This window comes from Micromonospora sp. CA-240977 (assembly GCF_050942285.1).
Taxonomy (GTDB): Bacteria; Actinomycetota; Actinomycetes; order Mycobacteriales; family Micromonosporaceae; genus Micromonospora.
Genome location: NZ_CP192055.1, coordinates 3,492,147 through 3,513,596, shown reverse-complemented (window position 1 = coordinate 3,513,596; position 21,450 = coordinate 3,492,147). Strand labels below are relative to the sequence as shown.

Here is a 21,450-nt window from a genome sequence, read left to right as displayed (position 1 = left end):
CGTGCTCCCGAAGGTCGCCCCGCCGACGCGTCGGATATCACGACCGCAGGACCCGCCGCGCGGCGCGGATGACCTGCTCGGAGGCGAACGGCGCCCAGGCGGCGAAGAGGTTCCGGAAGTAGTCGCCGTGCCGGTCCGCCACCGCGGGATCCTGCTCGATGACGTCCAGTTCATTGACGATACTCAGGTCCATGAGCGACCGAAGCTGAACCGGGTTCGGCGTTCGCACCTGACCGACGAAACGGTCGAACACGTCCCCGGTCGCGGCCAGCTCCGGCCAGCTGCGGCTACGGTCGCAGGCGCCGTACAGGTAGACGAGCTCCTCGGCGTCGACCCCCACGAGATCCCGCAACACTCCCCGATCGGCCCGATCCAGCAGGGCGAGGTCGAACCCGTCGGTGCCGTAGGCGGCGTGGGTGAGGCCCGCCGCCTGCACGTCACTGCCGCAGCCGAGCAGGGCGAGTCGTTCGCGGACTCGACACAGGTGGGCGTACAGGTTGCCCCCGGGATGCGCGATCTGCTCAGCTCCCTGCCGGCGCAGCCAGACCCGCACGTCGTCGTCGGTGCCCATGGCCCGACTCTAGGGACCGGCCGTCGAATTCACCGGCCCTGGATGTGGGCAATATGTCACAGCGCGCGGGACGGGCTGAGAGACTGCGAAGACCCCTCGGCCGTCGACACCGCTCGGTGGGTCCCTCCACGTTCGGCTGCGGATCGCGCCGGCGCCCGGCCCGCGGAGAGGGGCGAGGATGCAGCCAACCTGGCTCCTGGCGGTGTCCTGGGTCTCGCTCGCCGTCGGGATCGTCAGCGGCGTGATCGTCGTCGCCGACACCTATCTTCGCGGGCACCGTCAGCCGGTCCGGATCATGGAGATCGTCTGGCTGGTGACCGTCCTCTACGTGGGCCCGGCCGCCGTCCGCCTCTACTGGAACTGGGGTAGGCCCGAGGCGTTCTCCCGGCGGCGGCAGGAGGGCCAGCCCCGAAGGCCCCGGCGCGGCATCGTCGTCACCCACGTGTCCCGCTGCGGCGCCCACTGCGCTCTCGGTTTCGTCGTCGCCGAGGTCGCCCTGTACGTCGTCAGATTCGAACCGGCACAGGAAAGCCTGTGGGTCGACTACGCCGGGGACTACCTGGCGGCGGTGGTGATAGCCGTCCTCTTCCGGTACTTCGGCGCGCCCGGCCGCAGCGTCCCGAAGATCTGGCACGCCCTGTCCACGGTCGCCACTGTCGAACTGCTGACCATCACCTCGTTCGAGCTGGCGCTGTTCGGATGGCTGACGCTCGCGCACCGGGTGGTCTTTCCGGACCCACCCCTGCGACCGGACAGCGCCATCTTCTGGTTCGCGGGCCAGTTGGGGCTGATAGCTGGCTTCCTCGCGGCGTGGCCCACCGCCTCCTGGCAGCTCGGCCGAGGGCTGCGAATCGAACCCCGCCGACTCCCCTACGACTGAACGCGGTACGCCGCGCCGCTCGCGGGTCGGCATCCGCACCGCGCTCCCGCACGACCTCGACGTCGACAGGCGCGCGCGACCGTAGGGTTGGTGAAGATCAGCCGCGACGATCGCCGCACGCTGACGAGGAGGAACGATGATGACTGTCGCTGTTCGACGCCTGGCGGCCACGGTGGCCGTGACGTCGGCCCTGGTGTCGTTGCCCGGATGCGGCGCCGGTGCCGCACCCGAGGCGCGCGCGACGCCGAGCCCGGCGGAGGTCACCCTATCCCCGTCGCCGGCCGCCGAGCAGGAGTTCCAGCGGCTGGAGCGGACCTTCGGCGCGCGACTGGGCATCTTCGCCGTCGACACGGGCACCGGCCGCACCGTGCACCACCGGCCGGACGAGCGGTTCGCGTACGCCTCGACGTGGAAGGCGTTGGCCGCCGCCGAGGTGCTCGACGACACCACGGACGCCGAGCTGGACCGGGTGGTGCGGTACTCGGCGCAGGAGCTGGTGGCCCACTCCCCCGTCACCGAGAAGCACGTCGCCGAGGGCCTGAGCCTGCGCGCCCTCGCCGACGCCGCCGTGCGCTACAGCGACAACACCGCCGGCAACCTGCTGCTGCGTCACCTCGGCGGGCCGCAGGGGTTCGAGACGAAGCTGCGTGCCCTCGGCGACACCGTCACCGACGCCGCCCGCTACGAGACCGCGCTCAACGAGGCGACGCCCGGCGACCGGCGGGACACCAGCACCGCGCGGGCCCTGGCGGGCGACCTGCGCGCGTACACAGTGGGGGACGCTTTGACGCCCGCGGACCGCGACATCCTGCGCGGCTGGCTGCGGGGCAACACCACGGGCGCGGCGCTGGTCCGCGCCGGGGTGCCCGCCGCCTGGGTGGTCGGGGACAAGACCGGGACCGGCGGGTACGGCACCCGCAACGACATCGCCGTGATCTGGCCGCCGGACCGCGCCCCGATCGTGCTCGCCGTGTTGACCAGCCGCGACACGAAGGACGCCACCCCCGACGACGCCCTCGTCGCGCAGGCCACCAGGGTGGTCGTCGCCCAGCTCTGAGCGGGACGCATGCCTACTCGGTGCCGTCGGCCGGCAGGCGCTCGGGCAGGCCGAGCCGCGGGAACTGGTCGTCGTGTCGGCGAACCCGTCCGCCACCCAGCCGTTGACCACCGCGTCGCGGCCGACGCACCGTCGTTGCGGTCACCGACCGCGCACCTGACCGGCGCCTACCGGCACGCGGGACTCAACGCTGCCGTTGGCCTCGCTCTACGCGAGGACCAGCACGGCCTCGAGGTGCCGTCAGTCGGTGGTCAGACCTCGGGTCGCCAGCTCGCTGAGCGACGCGCCGCTGTGACCGCCGAGCGCCGCGCGGGCGACCGCCGGCTGGCACAGCTCGAACGCCTCCACGAGGAACGTCGGCGAGTTGGACCGGTGGCGGATCCCGTCGACCTCCTGCCGGTCCGGGTTGAACGGCAACGTCTTCCACTGGTCCGCGGTCTGCTGCCAGCCGGACGAGATAGCCGCGACCAGGCCGTCGAGCAGGCTCTCGTAGTCTGGCGCGGTGATCCGTCGGCCCAACCCGTATCGCTCGCGCAGGGCGAGGATCTCGGCGGTGGGCGTGCCGGAGTAGCTGTCGTCCAGCCCGAGCCACCACTGGGCGAAGTAGCTGCCCTGGTAGCCCTGGGCGAGGTAGCGCGACCCGTCGTGGTGCGCCTCGATGATGAAGTTGTGCACCTGCGGGAACTGGCAGTCGAGCAGCAGGACGGTGTCCGCGCTGGCGGGCAGGGCGAGCAGGGCCTTCTTGAGATCCGCGCCCTGGCCGACGCCGTAGGCCTGGAGTGACTGGCGGACAAGTTTCCCGCCCTTGGCCTGCAACTGCTCGCGGATCTGGAACGCGGCCAGGCCGCAGTTGGCCCACCTGCGGCTCTTGTCGCGCAGTTCGATTTGCGGGTCGCCGGTCCGCCCGGTGCTCAGCACCGCCTCGCCGAGCTTGTCCAGCACGGTGTTCTCCAGGGCCTCGCCGCGCTGCCGTTGGTCGGTGTCGCCCGCGAACTCGTCCCGCGCGTAGGTGGTCGCGGCCTTGACGGCCTCGGCCCACGTGTCGAAGCTCTGGGGGCGTCCCAGGGTGCTCCCCGACCAGGTGATCAGCTGCCCGAGGACGTCCCCCTCGAATCCTGTGGGCAGGAGCGACTTGATCCGTTCGCCGATCTCGGCACAGGCCTTCTCGTCGTCCTCCAGGTTGGGGATCTGGCCGTTGGGCGGGTATGTCGCCTTGTCCGCGGCGATGATCAGCATGCCGACCTCCTCAGTCCCTTGCCTTCGGTCACTCACGGTCGTGAGCCGACTACAAGAGTGGGACATCCGAGGGCCAGCGGACTCCCTGCGTCGGGATTCCGTCGCGCCGGCCTGCTGACCGGCACCGTCGAGCCGATCGCGAGCAGCGTCAGCCCGACGCCGAAGAGGTGGCCGGGTGGGCGGCCTCCTCGGGGTAGCCATCGTCGACTATCCGTGCGATCGACTAGCCGGGCCGTGCCACGCCGACACGTCCACGGCTGGCCCGGGAACGACGACGGTCGTCCGACAGTCGCGCAGGGTGACCCTCGGCGTCAGCGCAGCGAGTGGACACAACGAGGAAGGGTGGCATCCCCGGGGGGCGCGACGTCCCCCAGTGAGCGGTATACCTGTGAGTCATAGTTATGACTCACAGGTATACCGCTCATCATGGAACGGCCCGGTCGCCGGAGGCACGTCACCCTGCGGGCCGGTGGACCGGGCAGAAGGCCCACTGCCGGCAGGGCCCGGGAAGCGTTCGTCCGCGCTCCAGCCGAGCAGTCCTGGCGGAGAGTCCCTCAGAGAACCAGATCGACTCCGGCTGCCTCGCACAAGGCGGTGACGTCCCTGCCGGCCTTCAGGTAGGCCGGGTTGTCGGCAGCGGACGCCGGGTCCGCCGCCGCCGCGGCCTTTGCCGCCTCGGCGCCAAACGGCCGGAGGGCAGCGGCAACCTTGCTCTCACCGCCGGCCGAGGCCAACGCGGTCACCCTCTTCCCCAACTCCGTCAGGATCTTCTTGAAGTCCGCCGGAGTTGGCTCACCGGCCGTGGCGATCTTCACCAGCTCGGCCTTGAGCTCGTCGCTGGCCTGCTTCATCGACGTACAGAGTTGCTTGTCGCTCGCGGCCCCCATGGCGGCGGACGACGCCGGCGCGGCGGTCGGGGAGGCAGGCGCCAAGGTTGCGGCGGCGGACGTGCTGGCAGGCGGCGTCGATCCGGCGGTCGTCGCCGCATCCGGGTCACCGCAGGCGGTCAGCGCGGTCGTAGCGGCAAGGATCAACACTGCGGAAGCAATTCGGGAGTGATTCACGGACGCGCACGCTAGCCGACGAAGAAGAGATCATGGAACCACAGGGGACAATTGCCGCGCACCACCGCGCGCTCCGCGACTGGCAGACGCCACGGTCACGAGACGCCCCTGACGTTCGTGAGGAGGCCGGGCCGGCCCGATATTCGATGGTCATGAGGCTGTCCGTGGTCTAGCATCCCCCGCCGTGCTCTCCACCCAAAAGATCATCCGACAGGCCCTGGACCGGATCGAGGCAGGGTACGTCTTTCCTGCGAAGGTCGCCGACATCGTCGCCGCGATCCGGCGTCGTCTCGCGGCCGGCGAATACGACGACCTGGACGGGCCGGCGCTCTGCGAGACGGTCACCGCTCACCTCCAACAGGTGTGCCCGGACAAGCATCTGCGGCTGCTGTGGTCAGACCAGCCGCAGTCGCTGGATCCAGCGGACGAAGACGGTGGGCGGGCCGCGTTCCTCGCGCTGCTCAGGGCGGAGAACCAGGGGATCCGCCGGGTCGAGCACCTGGACGGGAACGTCGGGCTCATCGATGTGCGGCGCATCGCGTACGCCGACGAGGGCGCCGCCGCGATCGGCGCGGCCATGCAGCTGGTCGCCCTCAGCTCCGCGCTCGTCCTCGACCTGCGCGCATGCTCCGGCGGAACACCGGAGGGAGCCGCGATGTGGTGCAGCTACTTCTTCCGCGACGACCAGGTGCACCTCAACGACTTCTACGAGCGGTCCACCGGCGCCACCCGCCAGTTCTGGACCACCGCGCACCTTCCCGCGCCGCGCTACGCCGACCGACCGGTCCATGTGCTCACCAGCGCGATGACGTTCTCCGGGGGCGAGGACGTGGCATACACCCTCCAGGCGCACGGCCGAGCCGTCGTCGTCGGTGAGACGACGCGGGGCGGCGCGCATCCGACGGCCCGTCACCCGGTCACCGAACACATCCTCGTGACCGTGCCGACCGCCCGGACCATCAACAGCGTCACCGGCACCAACTGGGAAGGCGTCGGCGTGCTTCCCGATGTGCCGGTTCCGGCGGCGCAGGCACTCGACACGGCACTCAGGGCCATCTCGGGCGCCTAGCCACGGCCGCGTCGGCGGCCGGTGGCTCGAACGCGGGGCTCGGGTCCATCCGAGCCCCGCTCCGGAGGGCCGCCGCTGTCCGGCCAGCGCACCCGTCGCCGTGCCGCCCCGCACCGGTCAACGGGTGCGGCCGAGCGGTGTCGCCGGTCGCGCCACGCCGGCCGGTGTCGACTGCGCGCACGCGACCTCTAGATACAAATCTCCATGTCGGACTTGGCGACCGTCAGCTCGATGTAGAGGTTCGGTTCCGGTGCGCCGTCCGGAACCGCATGCAACCGCAGGTAGGTGAGGTCATCCCCGGTCGAGGACCCGTAGCAGACATGCGCGGCGTCGGCGGCTCCCTCGTCGCGGGATGACGAGGTCCTGAGCTGCCACGGCCCGCCCTGCGTCGTCAGTCGCTGGCCGAGTTGCCGCACATCGTCCAACGACAGCAGCCCATCCGTCCGGAACCTCTGGCCATAGGTGATGCTGGCCTCGTCGCCGGTGCAGGGCAACTCGGAGTAGTCCCCCAGGTCGGTGCCGACCCCGTCCGCCGTGCTCCAGAGACCGTCCTTCCGCAGTGCGCCGGCGATCTCCTCCTGCCGCTCACACGACCAGTTCTCCTCCCGCCTGGAACAGGCGGAGGTGGTCGCGAGCAGCGTCAGGAGCAGCACCGCAAGACAGGGGAGGCGACGACTCACCACTCAACCACCCGTCAGGTCCAGCCGCCCGGATCGGACGGCCTTCTTGCATTCCTTGCAGATTGCCTTACGGGCGGAGTTGACCTGCCACCGGTAGTACTTGCGATCCACCTTGGCTCCGATGTCCCGACCCACGACGTTGTTCCTCGTGGGCGTCGTCCCACGCCTTGGCTTCGCTCTTCGAGCCGAGCATGACGGTGAGCATGGCCTGCCAGACGCAGCGGCCGGTAGGCGGGTCCCACCATCCACCGTCCCGCGAGCGACATCTTAAGAAAATTAAGCTTCGACTCTTGGAAGTTGAGGATTATTAAGCTACAACTTTAGGTATGACAGAACAGGCGATGGACTGGCAGGAACTGACAAGCCTGACGCGGGGGCAGCCGTTCGTCGTCGAGCGGGTGCGCCTGGCGAGCAACGGCGTCGCGATCGAGGGCGAGTTCGAGCTGCCGCAGCTGGCTCAGCTCAACGTCGAGGACCAGGTCTTCGTCACCGCGTTCGTGCGCTGCCACGGTTCGATCAAGGAGATGGAACGCATCTTCGGGGTGAGCTACCCGACGATCAAGTCACGCCTCAACCGGATCACGCAGATGCTCGACTTCGTCGAGACCGACCCGGCGCCGTCGCGGGCCGACGTCATCGACCGGTTGCGCCGCGGCGAGATCACCGCACAGCAGGCGTTGACCGAGCTGGACAGCCGGCCGTGATGCCGCAGTTGGTGACCGTCAAGGTCGACCGCCCGGACCGCCGGCCCATCCGCTTCTGGGTTCCGGTGCTCCCCGTGGCGCTCCTGCTGCTCCCGGTCGTGGTCCTGGTCGTGCTCGCGGCGATCGTGGCCTGCCTGGTGTTCCGCATCGGTGTGGTGCGGGCGCTCGGCGCCGGTTGGCGCGTCGTCTCCGCGCTGCCCGGCGCCCGTTTCGACATCGAGCAGGGCCGCACGGCCGTGCTCGTGGCTATCCGATAGGAGAGGTTCGAATGACCGAACAACGCAGGGACATCCTCGACATGCTGGCCGCCGGCAAGATCACCGCGGAGGAGGCGGAGCAGCTCATCGCCGCGCTCGAACGGGACCAGGCACCGGCGGCGGCAGGTCACGACGTCCGGCCGAAGGGCAAGGTGAAGTACCTGCGGGTGGTGGTGGACGCCACCGACAACGGCGAGCCGTCGCGGGTCAACGTGCGGGTGCCACTGCAACTGCTGCGGGCCGGCGTACGGCTGGCGGCGCTGGTCCCGCCGCAGGCCCTGGTCAAGGCCAACGCCTCCCTCAGCGACTCGGGCGTGCCGATCGACCTGACGCAGCTCAAGCCCGAGCAGTTGGAGGCGCTCGTGGAGCACCTCGACGAGGTGACGGTGGAGGTGGACTCCCCCGATGCCACGGTGCGGGTCTTCTGCGAGTAGGCGTCGTCCGATGGGACGGCCCCTCGAGAGGGTGCGGGAACACCCTCCCGAGGCCTGCGTCCGCCGCAGCAGAGCACAGGTGAACTGCCAACCTGAAGTCTAGCCACTCACCGACGACCAGCGGAGGGACCACTCGGCACGGGTGGTCCCTCCGCTGCGTCCGGCCGGACGGGTCGCATGTCGGCATTCCGTCGTTGTCCGGGCGTCGGGGCACTCCGTAGCGTCGCGGTTACGTACCGATGCCCAGCGGAAGGACTCCTCGTGACCGAACTCGTCGCTCCGCAGCTCGTCGTGAACAGCAGAATGATCTACTTCGGTTGGCTGCCGGCCAACCCCGGCGCGGTGGCCGCCCTGGTCCCCGACGGGCTCACGCCGGCACCGAACCACCAGGTCTTCATGAACCAGTACGTCGTCGACGACGACGGGCAGACCTCCGGCTTCGGCGCGTACTCCCTGACGTACATCGGGCCGGACCTCTCCGGGCTCGACGCACCCGACGGCGTCACGCCCGGCCGCTGGTGGACCCAATATTTCAACTCCAGCTCCGTCGTCCGGGCCTACGCCGCCGCCCGGGGCGCGCCGGCGACCCCGGGAAAGACCACAATCGAGGTACGCGGGCAGCGGCTGATCGCGACCACCGAGGCCGACGGCGTACCCGTGATCAGGACGACGGCCCGCGTCGGCCGCACCGGCGACGCCGTCAACCGGGGCCAACTGCGCTACCTGACCCGGCTGGGCGGTCGGCTGCACAGCGGCAACTACCCGTTCGTGGCGGAGCCGGTCGACCCGTTCGCTGTCGAGTCGCTGGAGTTCCTCGAACCCGACCATCCGGTGTACGCGCTGCGCCCGGCCGATCCGTTGGAGATCGTCTGGGGTTTCTACTCACCGCGCGCGTCGTTCGCCTACCCGGGCGGCGAGTCGGTGCTCGACTGAGCCCTGCTCTTTCCCGGCCGGTTCGGGCACCATAAGCGCGTGACCCCAGACCGGAGGCTGGTGCGGTGCATGTCGTCGTACCGGATCGTTTATCGGGACCGGCGGCGTCGGTAGGTGATGACCGCCAGGGTGGCGGCGGTGCCGGTGACGGCGAGGACCGGTAACGGTTTCGTGCGCACCGAGCTGCCGACCTTGCTGGTCATGGCCCGAGCGGAGGTGACCAGGAACGACTCCGCCTTGCCGGTGGTCTGCGCGCCGGCTTCCGCCGAGCCTCGTACCGCGCCGATGGTGTGCTCTGATTTCTGCCTGACCGACGTGACACGCTGGGAGGCCTTTTGGCTCACCGTGCGGGCGAGCTGCGTCGCTCTGGTCTTCGCCGACTGCCCGGCCTCGGTGACCCGCCCTCGGAGTCCACCGACGGTGGTAGTGGCTTTGGTGCGTGCACGGGTTTTGACGTCGGCCTTGGCGCTCAGTGCGGCCACTGTCTCGCCGAGTTCCGCGCGGGTCTGCTGAATGTCGCGCCGGGTCTGGTCGCTGTTTCCGGACGGCGTGCTCATGGCTGCCTCCGACCCGCTGCGCCACGTATCGTCTCGGCGTCGGCTCGCAGGCTGTCCATGGTGGCGCTGGGCGTGGCGGGCATGGCCTGGCTGACCTGCTTCTTACCGCGTTGGGCGGCGATGGCGGCGGCGATGGCCAGGATCACCGTGACGATCAGGGTGGCCACAGCGTCGGGCATGATCGCGGCCAGGGCCACCACGACCGTGGCGACGGCGGTCCCGCCGGCGAAAATGCCGAGTATCGCGCCGCCGCCGAGCATTCCCGCGCCGACGCCCGCGCGTTTGCCCTTGGCGGTCATCTCCGCCCGTGCCATCGTCAGCTCGTCGCGCACCAGGCGGGTGATCTGCTCGGTGGCGCGCTGCACCAACTCTGCGACCGGCGTGTCAGCAGACGCGGCGCCGGGGTTGCCGCTAGGCCGTTCTGGCATCAGTACTCTCATCTCTCTCGCACACCGCGGTGGTTCCAGGGCTGCCCGGGTCAGCCGTGCTGCGCCGCGGGCATGCTCACCGGCCCCTGGGGCGAGGCGTCGAAACGCCCGCCGAGCGACGGAGCGACGCTCTCGTCGAGCTGCCCGGCGACATCACCTCCCAGGAGGTCGCCATCCTGGCGGGAACGTCGCAACGTGAGCATGCCGGCCGCTCCGGTCAGTGTCCCGGCCGCGAAGGCGAGGATGAGTGCTTGCCTCGCCGTGGACCTTCTCTTACGTGCCATGACGACCCCCTGAATCCAACGCGGCTGCATAGGGCTGATTGTCGAACTCGCCGGACGGATCCCGCAGGAATTCGGCAGACTTGCACGAGAGGGGGCATTGCCCGCGTATCGGTTGCCCAGCTGCCGGTTTCCTCGCGTAAGGGCACTGCTGCGGGGAGACTGGGCCCATCAGCGGCGGTTAGCTTGTTCGATCCCTGTCGGACCACTGATGAACTGCGCGAGTGCCCGGTCATGGCTGACGGCGGAGCCGGCGAGCTGATCGGCGTGGCTGACGAGGAGTGGCGACGGTGAGTGACACGGATCTTGGCGCCCGCAGCGACCGGGGTAGTGAGTACGCCGACCTTTCCCGTCTGGTCCGAAACGCCGGTCTCCTCGACCGACGACCCCGCCGCTACGCGGCGCGGGTGACGGTGATGCTGGGCTGTCTCGTAGTGCTGGGCGTGCTGTTCGTACGGCTCGGGTCGTCGTGGTGGCAGATGGCTACCGCGGCCGGCGTCGCGGTGCTCCTCGCGCAGCTGGCGTTTCTCGGTCACGACGCCGGGCATCGACAGATCTTCCGCTCCCGCCGGGCGAACGACGTGGTCGGCCTGGTGTGCGCCAACCTGGTGACCGGGATCAGTTACGGGTGGTGGGTCGACAAGCACAACCGCCACCACGCGAATCCGAACACCGAAGGCCGCGACCCCGACCTCGCGGTGACTCCGCTGTCGTTCACCCCCGGTCAGGCTGCGGCGCAGCGTGGCCTGGCGGCGCTGTTCGTCCGGCACCAGGCGGCGCTGTTCTTTCCTCTGCTGCTGGCGGAGGGTCTGCATCTGCACGGTGCCAGCGTCCGGGCGGTCGTCAGCCGCGGCGGACTCAGGCGCCGACGAACCGAGGCCGGCCTGCTCGTCCTGCATGTCGCCGGCTACCTCGGAGCCGTGTTCCTGGTCCTGAGCGTTCCGCAGGCGATCGTGTTCATCCTGGTCAACCAGGCCCTCTTCGGGCTCTACCTGGGCAGCTCCTTCGCCCCGAACCACAAGGGCATGCCCATCCTGACCGAGGCCGACAACCTCGACTACCTACGCCGACAGGTCCTCACCTCCCGCAACGTGCGCGGCGGCCCGTTCCTCGACGCACTACTCGGTGGGCTCAACTACCAGATCGAACACCACCTCTTCCCCAGCATGCCCCGACCCAACCTCCGCCACGCCCAGCCACTCATCCGCCAATTCTGCGCGGAACACGACATCGCCTACCACGAAACGACCCTCATTCAGTCCTGGGCGCAAGGGCTGGCACACCTACGGGCAATGGGCACCAGAGCGACCCGACCGGGCAACGACTGAGACGTGTTGGTCACCGGTCGCACCACGACAGTGCCAGCGCCGGCAAACAGGCCGCCCCCGCCCCTGCTCCGGTGATCATGAGGTTGGCGGGCGGTTTGATCTCTGTACGGCCCGTCAACCTCATGATCACCGAAGCGGGATGAGGCGAGGGCGGTGGGGGTGGGCGCGCCGCTCGCTAACGCGCGGATCAGCCAGGCGGGGGCGGGCACTCCAGGACCGCTATCGAGTTGCCGGCGAACAGCCCCAGGTGTGGGTGCCCGGAGAAGATCCGCACCGCCTCGTCGTGCGAGTCCGCTTCGACGATGGTGTAGGCGGTCAGCGCGTCGGTGAAGTCCTCGACACCCTGCGCCGTAACCAGCTTCTTCGCGTTCAGCGGAGCGCCGGGGTCGACGATGGCCTGCTCGTTGGCCTGCGCCCACGACGCCCAAGCGTGCATGAACTCGGTCTGCTGCTGTTCGGTGAGTTCGGCCTTGCCGACCTCGTCAGCCGCGCCGTTGAAGAGCGCAAGGAACTTGCCCATCCCCGCATCGTAGTGGCGGGCTGGGCAGGCCGCCGTGTCCGGTTCGCAGGTTGTCCGCCGGTGGCACCATCGTTCAGATGAACGTCCGTCGCCTGGCGGCCATCGACATGTACGGCAGCCGGGGAACCATCCGCCGACGGTGGATCATTCTGGTCGAGTTCCTCGTCGGCGTGGTGCTGATGGTGACGTGGGGCAGCTGGCTACTGGCGTCAACGAACGGCTTCGGCACCCGAGCACTCGGCCTGTGGTTGGTCGGCGCGGGTCTCAACTACGCGCCACTGTCCCGCTACGCGCTCGCCCTGATGCGGCCCGGTGCCCTCAATGCCGAACTGGCCGGCGTCGATGCCGGCGGGGAACTGCGCCGGTACACGGTGCTTCAGCTCTGGGTCTTCGTGCCGCTCGCCCTCGTCGTGTTCGCCGTCCGCGACGCGCTCGCCCGACGGAGGACACGAACGACAGCGTCCTGAGTGGCCCGCCCGGCGGACAGCCATCGTCGATCCCTCTCGGGTCGGACGACGGCAGCCGTGTCGTCTTGCTGTCCGTTCGATGGACTCTCGTTCCGCCATTTACCTACTGTGTGGAGCATGGCGGATGGCGAGTACGGAGACGATCCCGTGATGGAGACTGCGGAGTCTCAGGGATCCGGCGGCTCCATTTTCGACGATCTGCGCTGGCTCCGGCATGCCCATGCCGGTTCGGGCGAAGGTACGGGGTCTGCCGGGCTGCCCGCGCACGACACGGTGTTCCTGGTCGACTCGTCCGGCCGTGTGGTGGGGACCGCGCACCACAACCCCGAGACGGGCGTCCTGGAGACCGACACCAGGGAGACGATGACGATCTACCGGACCTCCCATCCGGACATCGTTCCGTTCGTACCAGCCACCGTTCCCGCGGACCTACCCATCCCGCGGCAGGCCGAGGCTCCCGAACACCACCCCGAGCCGGTCGCGCAACCGCAGGAGGCGGGCGAGGAGACGCCAACCACCGATGTCGTCGATCCCAGTGTTTTTCTCTTTCGGGCCACTGGGGAAAACTGGCAGGAGACCGGCTGCGTGAGAGCGGTGGTCTTCCGCCACGGGGGCTCGGCCTTCGCTCCGCCGACAGAGATCGTGGTGGGCGTGAACATCGGAGTGCCGCGGCGACTTCGCGACGGTACGCCGGTGACCTGGCAGGAGGCGCAGATCGACTCCGGGGTTGCCGCGCAGGGCGCCGCCGACAAGATCAAGGCACTGCTGAACACCCACGCGATCGTCCCGTCCCAGGTGCAGCCACTGTTCGCCGGCTACATGGGCGGAGCGCTGATGGCCCACGGGATCGGATACCGCCTTAATCAGTGCTGGCCGGGCTGACGCCAGTCGGTTGCGGCTATCCACAGAATCGGCACTGCTGAGGTCAGCGCGTGAGGCCGACCAGCGTCGCCAGTCGCGCCACGCCGGCCGGCGCCGGCTGCGCGCGGGCGACATCGGCGATCACGGTACGCGCCAACGGCCGGCACCGAACCTCGGCCGGCGCGACACTGTCCGCGTCCACAAGCGCCCGTGCCGCCCCGCGCAGGTCACCCAGTTGCAGGTACGCCCGCGCGACGTCAACCAGGTACGCGCCCCGGTACTCGGCCGGCAGCCGCCGCCACGCCTCCCGCCGCACGATCGCCGAATGCCGCCGTACCGCCTCAGTGGCCTCACCGCGCGAGGCCGCCACCAGCACCCGCGCCACCTCGACGGCGGCCGGCCCGAAGCTGGTGCGGTGCGGGTCGTCGTACCCCCGAAGGTTGGCGGCGACGCCCGCGGCCCGGTCGGTCAGCTCCTCGGCGTGGCGGTGCTCGCCGCTGCCGGCGGCGGCAAGCGCGGCCTGCACCAGCAACGTCCCACCCACCGCCCTCCCCCGGCGCTCGCCCCCGCCCCCGCCCTCGCCGGCACCCACGCCGATACGCCGGTGATCATGAGGTTGGCGGGCGGCTTGATCTTCAAAAGGACCGCCAACCTCATGATCATCGGGGTGGGTTGGGGGTGGGAGGACGCGGTTGGCGGCGGGAAGCAGCGCGGCCAGGGCCAGGTGGTTGCGGTTCTGCGCGCGGAGCGCCTGGGCTACCTCGATGGTCGCTGTCGCCGCGAGCAGCGGGTCGTCACCGGCGGTGGCCATCGCGCGGTCGGCGGCCAGCCAGGCCAGGTCGGGCTCGCCGAGCTTGACCAGCAGGGAGGAGGTGATCCGGTACGCCTGCACCAACAGCTCCGCCGACCGCGCACCCTGGGCGGCGTCGAGCAGACCCGGCACCAGGCGCACCAACTGCCCGTAGTGCGCATGCTGGTAGGTCAACCAGGCATGCCCGACCTGCCGTCTCAGCTCGTCCGTCTGCGGCGGAGCCTGCGGGGTGTCGTAGCGGGCGAGCGCGGCCCGGATGTCGTCCACCCCGTCCGGCGTGCCCGCCGGGGTGCTGCGCGGCTGGCCGAGCAGCACCTCCGGATCGACCCGCAGGACGTGGGCCAGCTCCTGGATCACCGAGTACCGGTCCAGGGGGCGGGCACCCCGCTCGATTTTGTCCACCCAGCTCTTCGACCTGCGCAGCCGGTCGGCGAGCATCTGCTGCGTCATCTGCCGCCGCACCCGCCAGCTCGCCACGCGGCGGCCGATGGGGAGGTCATCGCTGATCACGCCGCCACCGCCGGTCCGGGACCGCGCGAGTCGTGTCGTCCACGGGTACGCGCTCCGCCTCGGCCTGGGCGAGGAGGCGCTGTTTGGCGGCCTCCTGCTCGGCCGCTTCACTGTTCTCCGGAGCGTTGTCGTCCTGACCGCTCATCCCGCCTCCTCCGGTGGAGGCCCAGCAGCTCAGGAACGACCGTTGCCACGCTGGACCATCAGGACGTGCACACGTCCCAAACCGGACAGTAGGGCGGATTGGTGATGTCGTGATTACTTGCAGTTATGTGGCCAGGTTGATGCCGATACGGCCGGCGAGCTGGCGCAAGTCGTCGGGGATGGCTCGGCGCTGGGCACGCTGCGCCAAGGTCACCACGGCGTCGCGGGCGAGGGGGTTGATGGCGAACGGGATCGGAGCTGCTCGCTCGGCCTGCACGAAAGCGGCCAGCGCCTCAACGTCTCGGCGACCGCCGTCCGCCAGGGCGCGACCGAGGTCGAGCCAGTAGGACTGTTGGCGGATCGACGCTGCGAGGACCTGCGGTCGGACCGTCCGGGACAACTCGATGACTCGGCCGGACTCGCCTTGCTCGGCGGCGATGGACATATCCCACAGCCCGACGTTGGTTGGCCCGAACCCACAGCCGTTGAAGCCCGCGCCGTCGGCAGGATCCCCAAGGGTTGCCGCCTCGCGGGCCGCCTCTACGAGATGGTCGCGTGTGGCGTCCAGGCGCCCACTCACCGCCGAGGTGAGCGCGGCAGAGAGGTGAAGCTGGCCGAGCATCTGTCGGACTCGCTCGTCGGCCGCGTGGGCTTGAAGCTCGGCCAGCGACCTGTCGGCAGCGCGGGCCGCGACGGGAGCGGACTCGATCGGCAAGCTCTGCGCATAGGCGAAACGGGATGCTGCGATCCACGCCGGGTCCCCAGCGTCCTCGGCGACCGTCCCGGAAAGCCGGGCCGCATTGAGAGCCAGGTGACGGTATCCGAGGTTCCGCAGGCAGGTGGCGACTTGGTAGGCCACCTGAACGAGCGCGGTGCCCCCCACGGCGGCCGCATCAAGCAGCAGGCCGGGGAGCAAACGAGCCATCGCCGGGTAGTTGCAGGACGTACGGAGTTGTTCGGCGCGAGCAATCTCGGCGGCCAGCCGATCCGCTGTGTAGGTCGACGGGCGGCGCTCGCCGGCCTCAATCTCGATCAGGGCTGACCATATTGCTGGCACATGCTCGGCGGCGCTCTCGCGGGCCGGATCGCCGGACTCGGTGCCCTGACCAAGCAGGTCGGCCACCGTGACCTGGAGCGCGGCGGCGAGCGCGACCAGAGTGGAGCGACGGTCGATGGTTTTCCGCCCCGACTCGACCTGCGAGATGTACGACTGGGTGACACCGGCGAGCCCAGCGAGGACAGCCTGAGTCATCCCGCCACGGCGCATACGCCAGTAACGGATCCTGGTACCGATGGTGTCCGGCTTCGTCACCATGCCTCAGCCAACCCCCAGGTAGAGGACAGGGACAGCGACCACGCCATGCTGTCCCTGCACCTTGGACGGTACACCGAGAATGCGTGCAAGTGACGGCAGCCACTACAGAGGTTGGCTTGGCCCGGTTTGTGCATCGCTATCTATCGAAGATCTCGCAGCATCACTCCCTTGCCAGGGAAGTTCGATCTTACGAGAGGGGGATCCTTCGAACCACGCCTCCTGCCGCTCATTGGCATATAGCGATTCATACTGCACGTAAATCCTGATCCGCCGGGTCACCGCCGCCCAAAACTCGGCATCTCTCGTCGGATCGTAATCCTCTATCGCAAGGAGCATCAGTTCTTGGCCGACCGGGATGGGCTTACCTGGGCGAAGGGTTGAAAAATTTGGCCAGACCGCGAACGTGCCACGCAGTGGATCGACAACCTGCTTCTCCCACGGCCCAACTTCCTCGCCATCGAGGAACAGAGTAGTTACCCGAATGATAGCCGGACCAAGGCCGGCATTTCGGATTCGAATGCCTGCCAAGCCGCTATTCAACCGGAGGCAGTCCAGGCTCAACAATGGACGGACAGATTGGAAGTTGTGTCTTCGACTTGCTCTTGCCTCCGTAATCGAAACCACAAGTGAAGCGACCGCGATCACCGTTGCGCAGATGGCAGTAACCGAGTTCGCGTCCACGGCTCTCCTCGTCACAGGGTGCGTCGAGCATGCCATCGGTCAGGAGGCACCGTCTTCCAAGCTACGTCGCTCGGGCAAGCTGAAACGGTCGCGCTGTCGGTTCGCGGTCGGCCAACTGCCGGTCCCCAAGTCCGGTGCGGCATGCGTACCCTTAACCACGATTCGACCTTGACGTCACAACGCGCCGACGGCCGATCGGCACGTCATCGCTGCTCACGCTGCCACGGCCGGTTCGGGACCGCGCGGGTTGCGTCACCATGGGCGCACGCTCCGCCTCGGCTTGTGCCAGGAGGCGCTGTTTGGCAGCTTCGCGCTCGACCGCCTCGCCCTTGTGTTCCGCATCGTTGTCGTCCGGGCTACTTTTCCCCACCTCCTTCGACAACGGCAGTTGCGGAGCTGGTCGGCTCTGGCGATCTCGGCTGCCAGGCGTTCCGCTGTGTAGGTCGACGTGCGGCGCCCGCCGTTCCTCTATCGATCAGGGCCGACCAGATCGCGGGCACGCACTCAGCAGCGCTCTCACGGGCCGGATCGCCGGGCTCGGTGGCCTTGACCGACCAGATCGGCAACCGTGATTTGGAGCGCAGCAGCCAGAGCTACCAGAGTGGAGCGACGGCGCCCCTGACCACGCATTACTCACAACGCCACGATCGCCGCAGTCTCCGCCGGCAACTGGATCCGGTCCCGCATAACGGTGACCCCCTCCCCCGTGGCCAGCAGCACCCGCCGCGCCACCCCGGGCAGGCTGATCCCCTGCCCCCGCCCAGCAAAGTTCGCCACGACAAGCGTGTCCCCCCGCCGCATCACCAGGAACTGGTCCCCATGCTGCACAGACACCTCGTGCATCCGAGGATCTGACAGGTCCGAAGACGAGCGACGCAAGGCAATCAACCGCTGGTAGAACGCCAACATCGAGGCATGCTCAGGCTTGTCCAGCTCCGCCCAGTCCAACCGCGACCGCACGAACGTCTCCGGGTCCTGCGGATCGGGCACGTCCCCCTCCGGCCACCCGTGCGAGGCGAACTCCCGCCGCCGCCCGGTCCGCACCGCAGAAGCCAACTCCGGCTCAGGATGCGAGGTGAAGAACTGCCACGGCGTAGAGGCAGCCCACTCCTCCCCCATGAACAACATCGGCGTGAAGGGTGCGGTCAGCAGCAGAACAGCGCCAACCCGTAGCAACGCAGGCGACAACGAGGCAGAGATCCGATCCCCAGTAGCCCGGTTCCCGATCTGGTCGTGATTCTGCAAGTAGGCGACGAGCCGATGACCAGGCACCCGCGAGTCCAGCGGCCGCCCATGGTGCCGGTTACGGAAGCTCGACCAGGTCCCCGCGTGGAAGAATCCGCCGGTCAACACGTCCGACAGCGTCTCCAACGAGCCGAAATCGCCGTAGTACCCCTGCCGCTCCCCCGTCAGCAACGTGTGCAGCGCGTGGTGGGCGTCGTCGTTCCACTGGGCGTGCAGCCCGAACCCGCCAGCCTCCCGAGGCGTGATCAGCCGCGGGTCGTTGAGGTCGGACTCCGCGATCAGCGACAGCGGCCGACCCAGGTGCGTCGACAGCGACTCGACCTCGATGGCCAGCTCTTCGAGCAACGGGATCGCCCGGGTGTCCGGCAGCGCGTGCACGGCGTCGAGGCGCAACCCGTCCACGTGGTAGTCGCGCAGCCACATGAGCACACTGTCGATGATGTAGCGGCGCACCTCGTCGGAGTGCGGCCCATCCAGGTTGACCGAGCGCCCCCAACTGTTGCTCTGCTCCGCGAGATACGGGCCGAACTGCGGCGCGTAGGCCCCGGAGGGCCCGAAATGGTTGTAGACAACGTCGAGGATCACCCCCAACCCGCGGGCGTGGGCGGCGTCGACGAACCGTTTCAGGCCGTCGGGGCCACCGTAGGGCTGGTGGGGGGCAAACCAGCAGACGCCGTCGTACCCCCAGTTGTGCTCGCCGTTGAAGGCGTTGACCGGGAGCAGCTCGATCAGGTCGACGCCGAGGTCCACCAGGTGGTCGAGGCGGTCGATGGCCGCGTCGAAGGTGCCCTCCGGGGTGAAGGTGCCGATGTGCAGCTCGTAGAGGATGCTGCCGGGCAGTTGCCGGCCGGTCCACGACGTGTCGGACCACGCGTAGGCGGAGTGGTCGTAGCGGCGGCTGGGCCCGTGCACACCAGCAGGCTGCCACGGTGACCGGGGGTCGGGCAGTGGGGTTTCGTCGTCGTTCAGCAGAAAGGAGTAGTCCAGGCCGGCGTCGGGCACGTCGACCCGCCACCAGCCGTCGGCGGCGGCGCGCATCTCGTGGTCGGCGTCGCCGGTCAGCCGCAGCCGCACGCGGGTGGCGTCCGGTGCCCACACGGAGAATTCGGTCATGACGCAGCCTCCACGGCAGCGGTGGGAGGGGCCAGCAGTGCGACGGGATAGTCGGACAGAAGGTCGTCCAGAGAGGTCTCCCCGCCACTGTAGACCCGACCGGTGAACAGGTCCTTAACCTCGTTAACGGGAAGCGACAGTGCGGTGTTGCACCAGCCACCGGCGCGTGCCAGGCCCAACGGCAGCCGGGTCGCCACGGTGATCGCGCCACCCCGGTCGAACGCCACGGCGTGCCGGCCCAGCGGCCCGTGCGCCGGCACCGGCCGGTAGCCGGTGAACAGCTCCGGGTGCGCCCGCCGCAACCGCAGGGTCCGCGACACGACGAGCAGCTTCGCCGCTCCGTCGGTATCGATCGGGGGACGCCAGCCGCCGTCGAGACGTGCCAGCAGCTCTCGGCGTACGTCGAAGTCGACAGGGCGGCGGTTGTCCGGGTCGACGAGGGAGTTGTCCCACAGCTCGGTGCCCTGGTAGGTGTCCGGCACCCCGGGCATGGTGAGCTGCACGAGTTTCTGCCCGAGGGAGTTGCACCAGCCGGCCGGGGCGATCGCGGCGGCGAGTTCGGTCAGCTCGTCGTGCAGGCTCGGGTCGTCGTACATCCGGTCGATCACCGCGTGCATGGCCTGCTCGAACGCCGGGTCCGGGTCCGCCCAACTGGTCGAGGCCGCGGCCTCCCGGGCGGCCTTCTCGGCGTACGCGTGCAGCCGCTCCCGCTCGATCGGCCACGCGCCGACGGCGGTCTGCCACAGCAGGTGGGCGAAGGCCGGGTCGGGCAGCGGCGCGTACTCCATCCAGGTTGTGACCTGCTCGGACCAGCGGCCCGGCAGCTCGCTGAGCACGGCCAGGCGGGCGCGGACGTCCTCGCCGCGCTTCGTGTCGTGGGTGGAGACGGTGGTCATGCTCGCCGGCCAGCGGACCTGCTGGGCGGCGGCGAAGCGGTGGAACTCCGCCGGCGGCACCCCGAAGTGGGCGGGGCTGCCGCCGACCTCGTTGAGCGCCACGAACCGGGTCCAGCGGTAGAACGCGGTGTCCTCCACGCCCTTGGCCATCACCGCGCCGGTGAGCTGCGGGAACCGCTGCGCCAGCTCGTCGGCGGGGTCGCGCAGCCGGCGGGTGACAGCGTCCAGGGCGCCGGCCAGGTCGGGGCGGCGGCGGCCAGCCTCGGAACGGGCGGCGGCGAGGTGCCGGGCGCCGTGCGGCGGGTACCCCCGGTAGACGGCGAACGCGGCGGCCAGCTCGGCGAGCGCCGCGCGGGCCTGCTCGGTGGGCACCTCCGGGGCGAGCGCGGCCAGCCGGGTCAGCTCGGCCGCGAGGAGCTGGGTGGCGGCGGCCAGCTTGGTGGCGTGGGTCAAGTCCTCCCAGGAGGTGTGCCGCCCGGTCAGTCGGGTGTCCAGCACCGTGAAGTCACCCTCGGCGTCGGTGTCGACGAAGAGCCCGCCGACGGCGGCCAGGGCGTCGTAGCCGGTGGTGCCGTCCACCGGCCAGTTCGGCAGCTCCTCGCCGTACTCCAGGATCTTCTCCACCACGAGCCAGGCGTCCGGCGCGGCCTCCCGCAACCGGGTCAGGTAGCCGGCCGGGTCGCGCAGGCCGTCCGGGTGGTCGACGCGGATGCCGTCGACCTCCCCGGCCGCGGCCCAGCGCAGGATCAGCTCGTGGGTGGCGGCGAACACCGCCGGGTCCTCCACGCGCAGACCGGCAAGGCCCGCGATGGCGAAGAACCGGCGGTACGTCAGCTCGGCGTCACCCCGACGCCAGGAGACCAGCTCGTAGTGCTGCCGGTCGTGCACCTCCCGGGCGGTGCCGTCACCGGTGCCGTCGGCCACCGGGAAGCGGTGCTCGTGGTAGCGCAGCTCGTTGTCGACCACCTTGAGGTCGTCCAGCGCGCCCGGGTCGTCGGCCAGCACCGGCAGCAGCAGCCGGCCCCGGTCCCAGTCGATGTCGAACCAGTCGGCGTACGACGAGTCGCGCCCCCGGCGCAGCACGTCCCACCACGCCGGGTTGGCCGGTGGCACGGCGACCCCGGCGTGGTTGGGCACGATGTCGACGACCAGGCCGAGCTGCTTGTCCCGCAGCGCGGCCAGCAGTCGCTGCCGGGCAGCCTCCCCGCCCAGCTCCGGGTTGACCGCCCGGTGGTCGACCACGTCGTAGCCGTGCTGGGAGCCGGGGGTGGCGGCCAGCAGCGGGGCGGTGTAGAGGTGGCTGACGCCGAGGTGGGCGAGGTAGTCGACGATCGCGGCGGTGGCGTCCAGGTCGAAGCCGGGGCGGACCTGGACGCGGTAGGTGGCCCGGGGAGGGGTGGCCGGCATG

At 69.7% G+C, this 21,450-nt stretch carries 26 protein-coding genes; 10 read left to right on the top strand and 16 right to left on the bottom strand.

Annotated elements, in window-relative coordinates; translation table 11 throughout:
* Positions 1-37: 37 nt before the first annotated feature.
* Entirely contained in the window at positions 38-571 is a 534-nt protein-coding gene (locus tag ACQPWW_RS16120) for a DUF6817 domain-containing protein (protein ID WP_433133549.1), read from the bottom strand.
* 178 nt (positions 572-749) lie between these two features.
* Here ACQPWW_RS16120 and ACQPWW_RS16115 point away from each other — a divergent pair, with 178 nt between their 5' ends.
* Complete coding sequence (locus tag ACQPWW_RS16115; RefSeq protein ID WP_433133547.1) at positions 750-1,451, top strand: DUF4396 domain-containing protein; 702 nt, start codon at positions 750-752, stop codon at positions 1,449-1,451.
* Between the two features lie 136 nt (positions 1,452-1,587).
* Complete coding sequence (gene bla / locus ACQPWW_RS16110; RefSeq protein ID WP_433133545.1) at positions 1,588-2,508, top strand: class A beta-lactamase; 921 nt, start codon at positions 1,588-1,590, stop codon at positions 2,506-2,508.
* A 13-nt stretch (positions 2,509-2,521) separates the two neighbouring features.
* On the opposite strand, the gene ACQPWW_RS16105 is transcribed toward bla, so the two are convergent.
* The 3 genes from ACQPWW_RS16105 to ACQPWW_RS16095 all read right to left on the bottom strand — a co-directional run bounded on the left by ACQPWW_RS16105 (position 2,522) and on the right by ACQPWW_RS16095 (position 4,808).
* Positions 2,522-2,653 (bottom strand): hypothetical protein, encoded by a 132-nt coding sequence (locus ACQPWW_RS16105; protein WP_433133543.1) that lies wholly within the window; start codon positions 2,651-2,653, stop codon positions 2,522-2,524.
* A gap of 95 nt (positions 2,654-2,748) precedes the next feature.
* On the bottom strand, positions 2,749-3,744 hold the full coding sequence (locus tag ACQPWW_RS16100) for a hypothetical protein (RefSeq protein ID WP_433133541.1): 996 nt from the start codon (positions 3,742-3,744) through the stop codon (positions 2,749-2,751).
* A gap of 554 nt (positions 3,745-4,298) precedes the next feature.
* Positions 4,299-4,808, bottom strand: a complete 510-nt coding sequence (locus ACQPWW_RS16095; protein WP_433133539.1) for a hypothetical protein — start codon at positions 4,806-4,808, stop codon at positions 4,299-4,301.
* 184 nt (positions 4,809-4,992) lie between these two features.
* Here ACQPWW_RS16095 and ACQPWW_RS16090 point away from each other — a divergent pair, with 184 nt between their 5' ends.
* Positions 4,993-5,877, top strand: a complete 885-nt coding sequence (locus ACQPWW_RS16090; protein WP_433133537.1) for a S41 family peptidase — start codon at positions 4,993-4,995, stop codon at positions 5,875-5,877.
* A gap of 188 nt (positions 5,878-6,065) precedes the next feature.
* On the opposite strand, the gene ACQPWW_RS16085 is transcribed toward ACQPWW_RS16090, so the two are convergent.
* Positions 6,066-6,530 (bottom strand): hypothetical protein, encoded by a 465-nt coding sequence (locus ACQPWW_RS16085; RefSeq protein WP_433133535.1) that lies wholly within the window; start codon positions 6,528-6,530, stop codon positions 6,066-6,068.
* 30 nt (positions 6,531-6,560) lie between these two features.
* A complete protein-coding gene (locus ACQPWW_RS16080) occupies positions 6,561-6,692 on the bottom strand; it encodes a hypothetical protein (RefSeq protein WP_433133533.1) in 132 nt (43 codons plus the stop codon).
* A 191-nt stretch (positions 6,693-6,883) separates the two neighbouring features.
* Between ACQPWW_RS16080 and ACQPWW_RS16075 the strand changes: the two genes are divergently transcribed.
* The 4 genes from ACQPWW_RS16075 (at position 6,884) to ACQPWW_RS16060 (ending at position 8,885) form a co-directional block, all read left to right on the top strand.
* Complete coding sequence (locus ACQPWW_RS16075; RefSeq protein WP_433133531.1) at positions 6,884-7,261, top strand: DUF2089 domain-containing protein; 378 nt, start codon at positions 6,884-6,886, stop codon at positions 7,259-7,261.
* Positions 7,261-7,518: a hypothetical protein gene (locus ACQPWW_RS16070; RefSeq protein WP_433133529.1), complete on the top strand. Its 258-nt coding sequence runs from the start codon at positions 7,261-7,263 to the stop codon at positions 7,516-7,518. The genes ACQPWW_RS16075 and ACQPWW_RS16070 overlap by 1 nt, the downstream gene beginning before the upstream one ends.
* 11 nt (positions 7,519-7,529) lie before the next feature.
* The gene (locus ACQPWW_RS16065) at positions 7,530-7,952 is read left to right on the top strand and encodes an SHOCT-like domain-containing protein (RefSeq protein WP_433133527.1); all 423 of its coding nucleotides are present in this window, start codon (positions 7,530-7,532) and stop codon (positions 7,950-7,952) included.
* Positions 7,953-8,213: 261 nt separating this feature from the next.
* Positions 8,214-8,885, top strand: coding sequence for a hypothetical protein (locus tag ACQPWW_RS16060; RefSeq protein WP_433133525.1), 672 nt, complete (start codon positions 8,214-8,216; stop codon positions 8,883-8,885).
* Between the two features lie 89 nt (positions 8,886-8,974).
* Here the strand turns inward: ACQPWW_RS16060 and ACQPWW_RS16055 are convergent, their stop codons facing one another.
* From ACQPWW_RS16055 to ACQPWW_RS16045, 3 genes are read right to left on the bottom strand one after another with little or no spacing between them, the layout of a single operon-like run.
* Entirely contained in the window at positions 8,975-9,442 is a 468-nt protein-coding gene (locus ACQPWW_RS16055; protein ID WP_433133523.1) for a DUF3618 domain-containing protein, read from the bottom strand.
* Positions 9,439-9,870, bottom strand: a complete 432-nt coding sequence (locus ACQPWW_RS16050; protein WP_433133521.1) for a phage holin family protein — start codon at positions 9,868-9,870, stop codon at positions 9,439-9,441. The genes ACQPWW_RS16055 and ACQPWW_RS16050 overlap by 4 nt, the downstream gene beginning before the upstream one ends.
* Before the next feature lie 50 nt (positions 9,871-9,920).
* Positions 9,921-10,154 carry a hypothetical protein gene (locus ACQPWW_RS16045; RefSeq protein ID WP_433133519.1) on the bottom strand — a complete coding sequence of 78 codons (234 nt, stop codon included), beginning with the start codon at positions 10,152-10,154 and terminating at the stop codon, positions 9,921-9,923.
* Between the two features lie 278 nt (positions 10,155-10,432).
* Between ACQPWW_RS16045 and ACQPWW_RS16040 the strand changes: the two genes are divergently transcribed.
* Complete coding sequence (locus tag ACQPWW_RS16040) at positions 10,433-11,479, top strand: fatty acid desaturase family protein (protein ID WP_433133517.1); 1,047 nt, start codon at positions 10,433-10,435, stop codon at positions 11,477-11,479.
* Positions 11,480-11,666: 187 nt separating this feature from the next.
* Here ACQPWW_RS16040 and ACQPWW_RS16035 read toward each other — a convergent pair whose 3' ends face one another.
* On the bottom strand, positions 11,667-11,999 hold the full coding sequence (locus tag ACQPWW_RS16035) for a hypothetical protein (RefSeq protein WP_433133515.1): 333 nt from the start codon (positions 11,997-11,999) through the stop codon (positions 11,667-11,669).
* Positions 12,000-12,076: 77 nt separating this feature from the next.
* Between ACQPWW_RS16035 and ACQPWW_RS16030 the strand changes: the two genes are divergently transcribed.
* Together ACQPWW_RS16030 and ACQPWW_RS16025 are read left to right on the top strand one after the other, a co-directional pair.
* On the top strand, positions 12,077-12,466 hold the full coding sequence (locus ACQPWW_RS16030) for a hypothetical protein (protein ID WP_433133513.1): 390 nt from the start codon (positions 12,077-12,079) through the stop codon (positions 12,464-12,466).
* A 117-nt stretch (positions 12,467-12,583) separates the two neighbouring features.
* Positions 12,584-13,348, top strand: a complete 765-nt coding sequence (locus ACQPWW_RS16025; RefSeq protein WP_433133511.1) for a hypothetical protein — start codon at positions 12,584-12,586, stop codon at positions 13,346-13,348.
* Between the two features lie 43 nt (positions 13,349-13,391).
* Here ACQPWW_RS16025 and ACQPWW_RS16020 read toward each other — a convergent pair whose 3' ends face one another.
* The 6 genes from ACQPWW_RS16020 to treY form a co-directional block, all read right to left on the bottom strand.
* A complete protein-coding gene (locus ACQPWW_RS16020) occupies positions 13,392-14,648 on the bottom strand; it encodes a helix-turn-helix domain-containing protein (protein ID WP_433133509.1) in 1,257 nt (418 codons plus the stop codon).
* Positions 14,635-14,793, bottom strand: coding sequence for a hypothetical protein (locus ACQPWW_RS16015; RefSeq protein ID WP_433133507.1), 159 nt, complete (start codon positions 14,791-14,793; stop codon positions 14,635-14,637). Before ACQPWW_RS16015 ends, ACQPWW_RS16020 begins: the two co-directional genes overlap by 14 nt.
* Before the next feature lie 123 nt (positions 14,794-14,916).
* Positions 14,917-16,107 carry a helix-turn-helix domain-containing protein gene (locus ACQPWW_RS16010; RefSeq protein ID WP_433133505.1) on the bottom strand — a complete coding sequence of 397 codons (1,191 nt, stop codon included), beginning with the start codon at positions 16,105-16,107 and terminating at the stop codon, positions 14,917-14,919.
* A gap of 102 nt (positions 16,108-16,209) precedes the next feature.
* On the bottom strand, positions 16,210-16,788 hold the full coding sequence (locus ACQPWW_RS16005; RefSeq protein WP_433133503.1) for a hypothetical protein: 579 nt from the start codon (positions 16,786-16,788) through the stop codon (positions 16,210-16,212).
* A 633-nt stretch (positions 16,789-17,421) separates the two neighbouring features.
* Positions 17,422-19,146: a malto-oligosyltrehalose trehalohydrolase gene (treZ, locus tag ACQPWW_RS16000; protein WP_433133501.1), complete on the bottom strand. Its 1,725-nt coding sequence runs from the start codon at positions 19,144-19,146 to the stop codon at positions 17,422-17,424.
* On the bottom strand, positions 19,143-21,449 hold the full coding sequence (treY, locus tag ACQPWW_RS15995) for a malto-oligosyltrehalose synthase (protein ID WP_433133499.1): 2,307 nt from the start codon (positions 21,447-21,449) through the stop codon (positions 19,143-19,145). Before treY ends, treZ begins: the two co-directional genes overlap by 4 nt.
* Position 21,450: the final 1 nt, after the last annotated feature.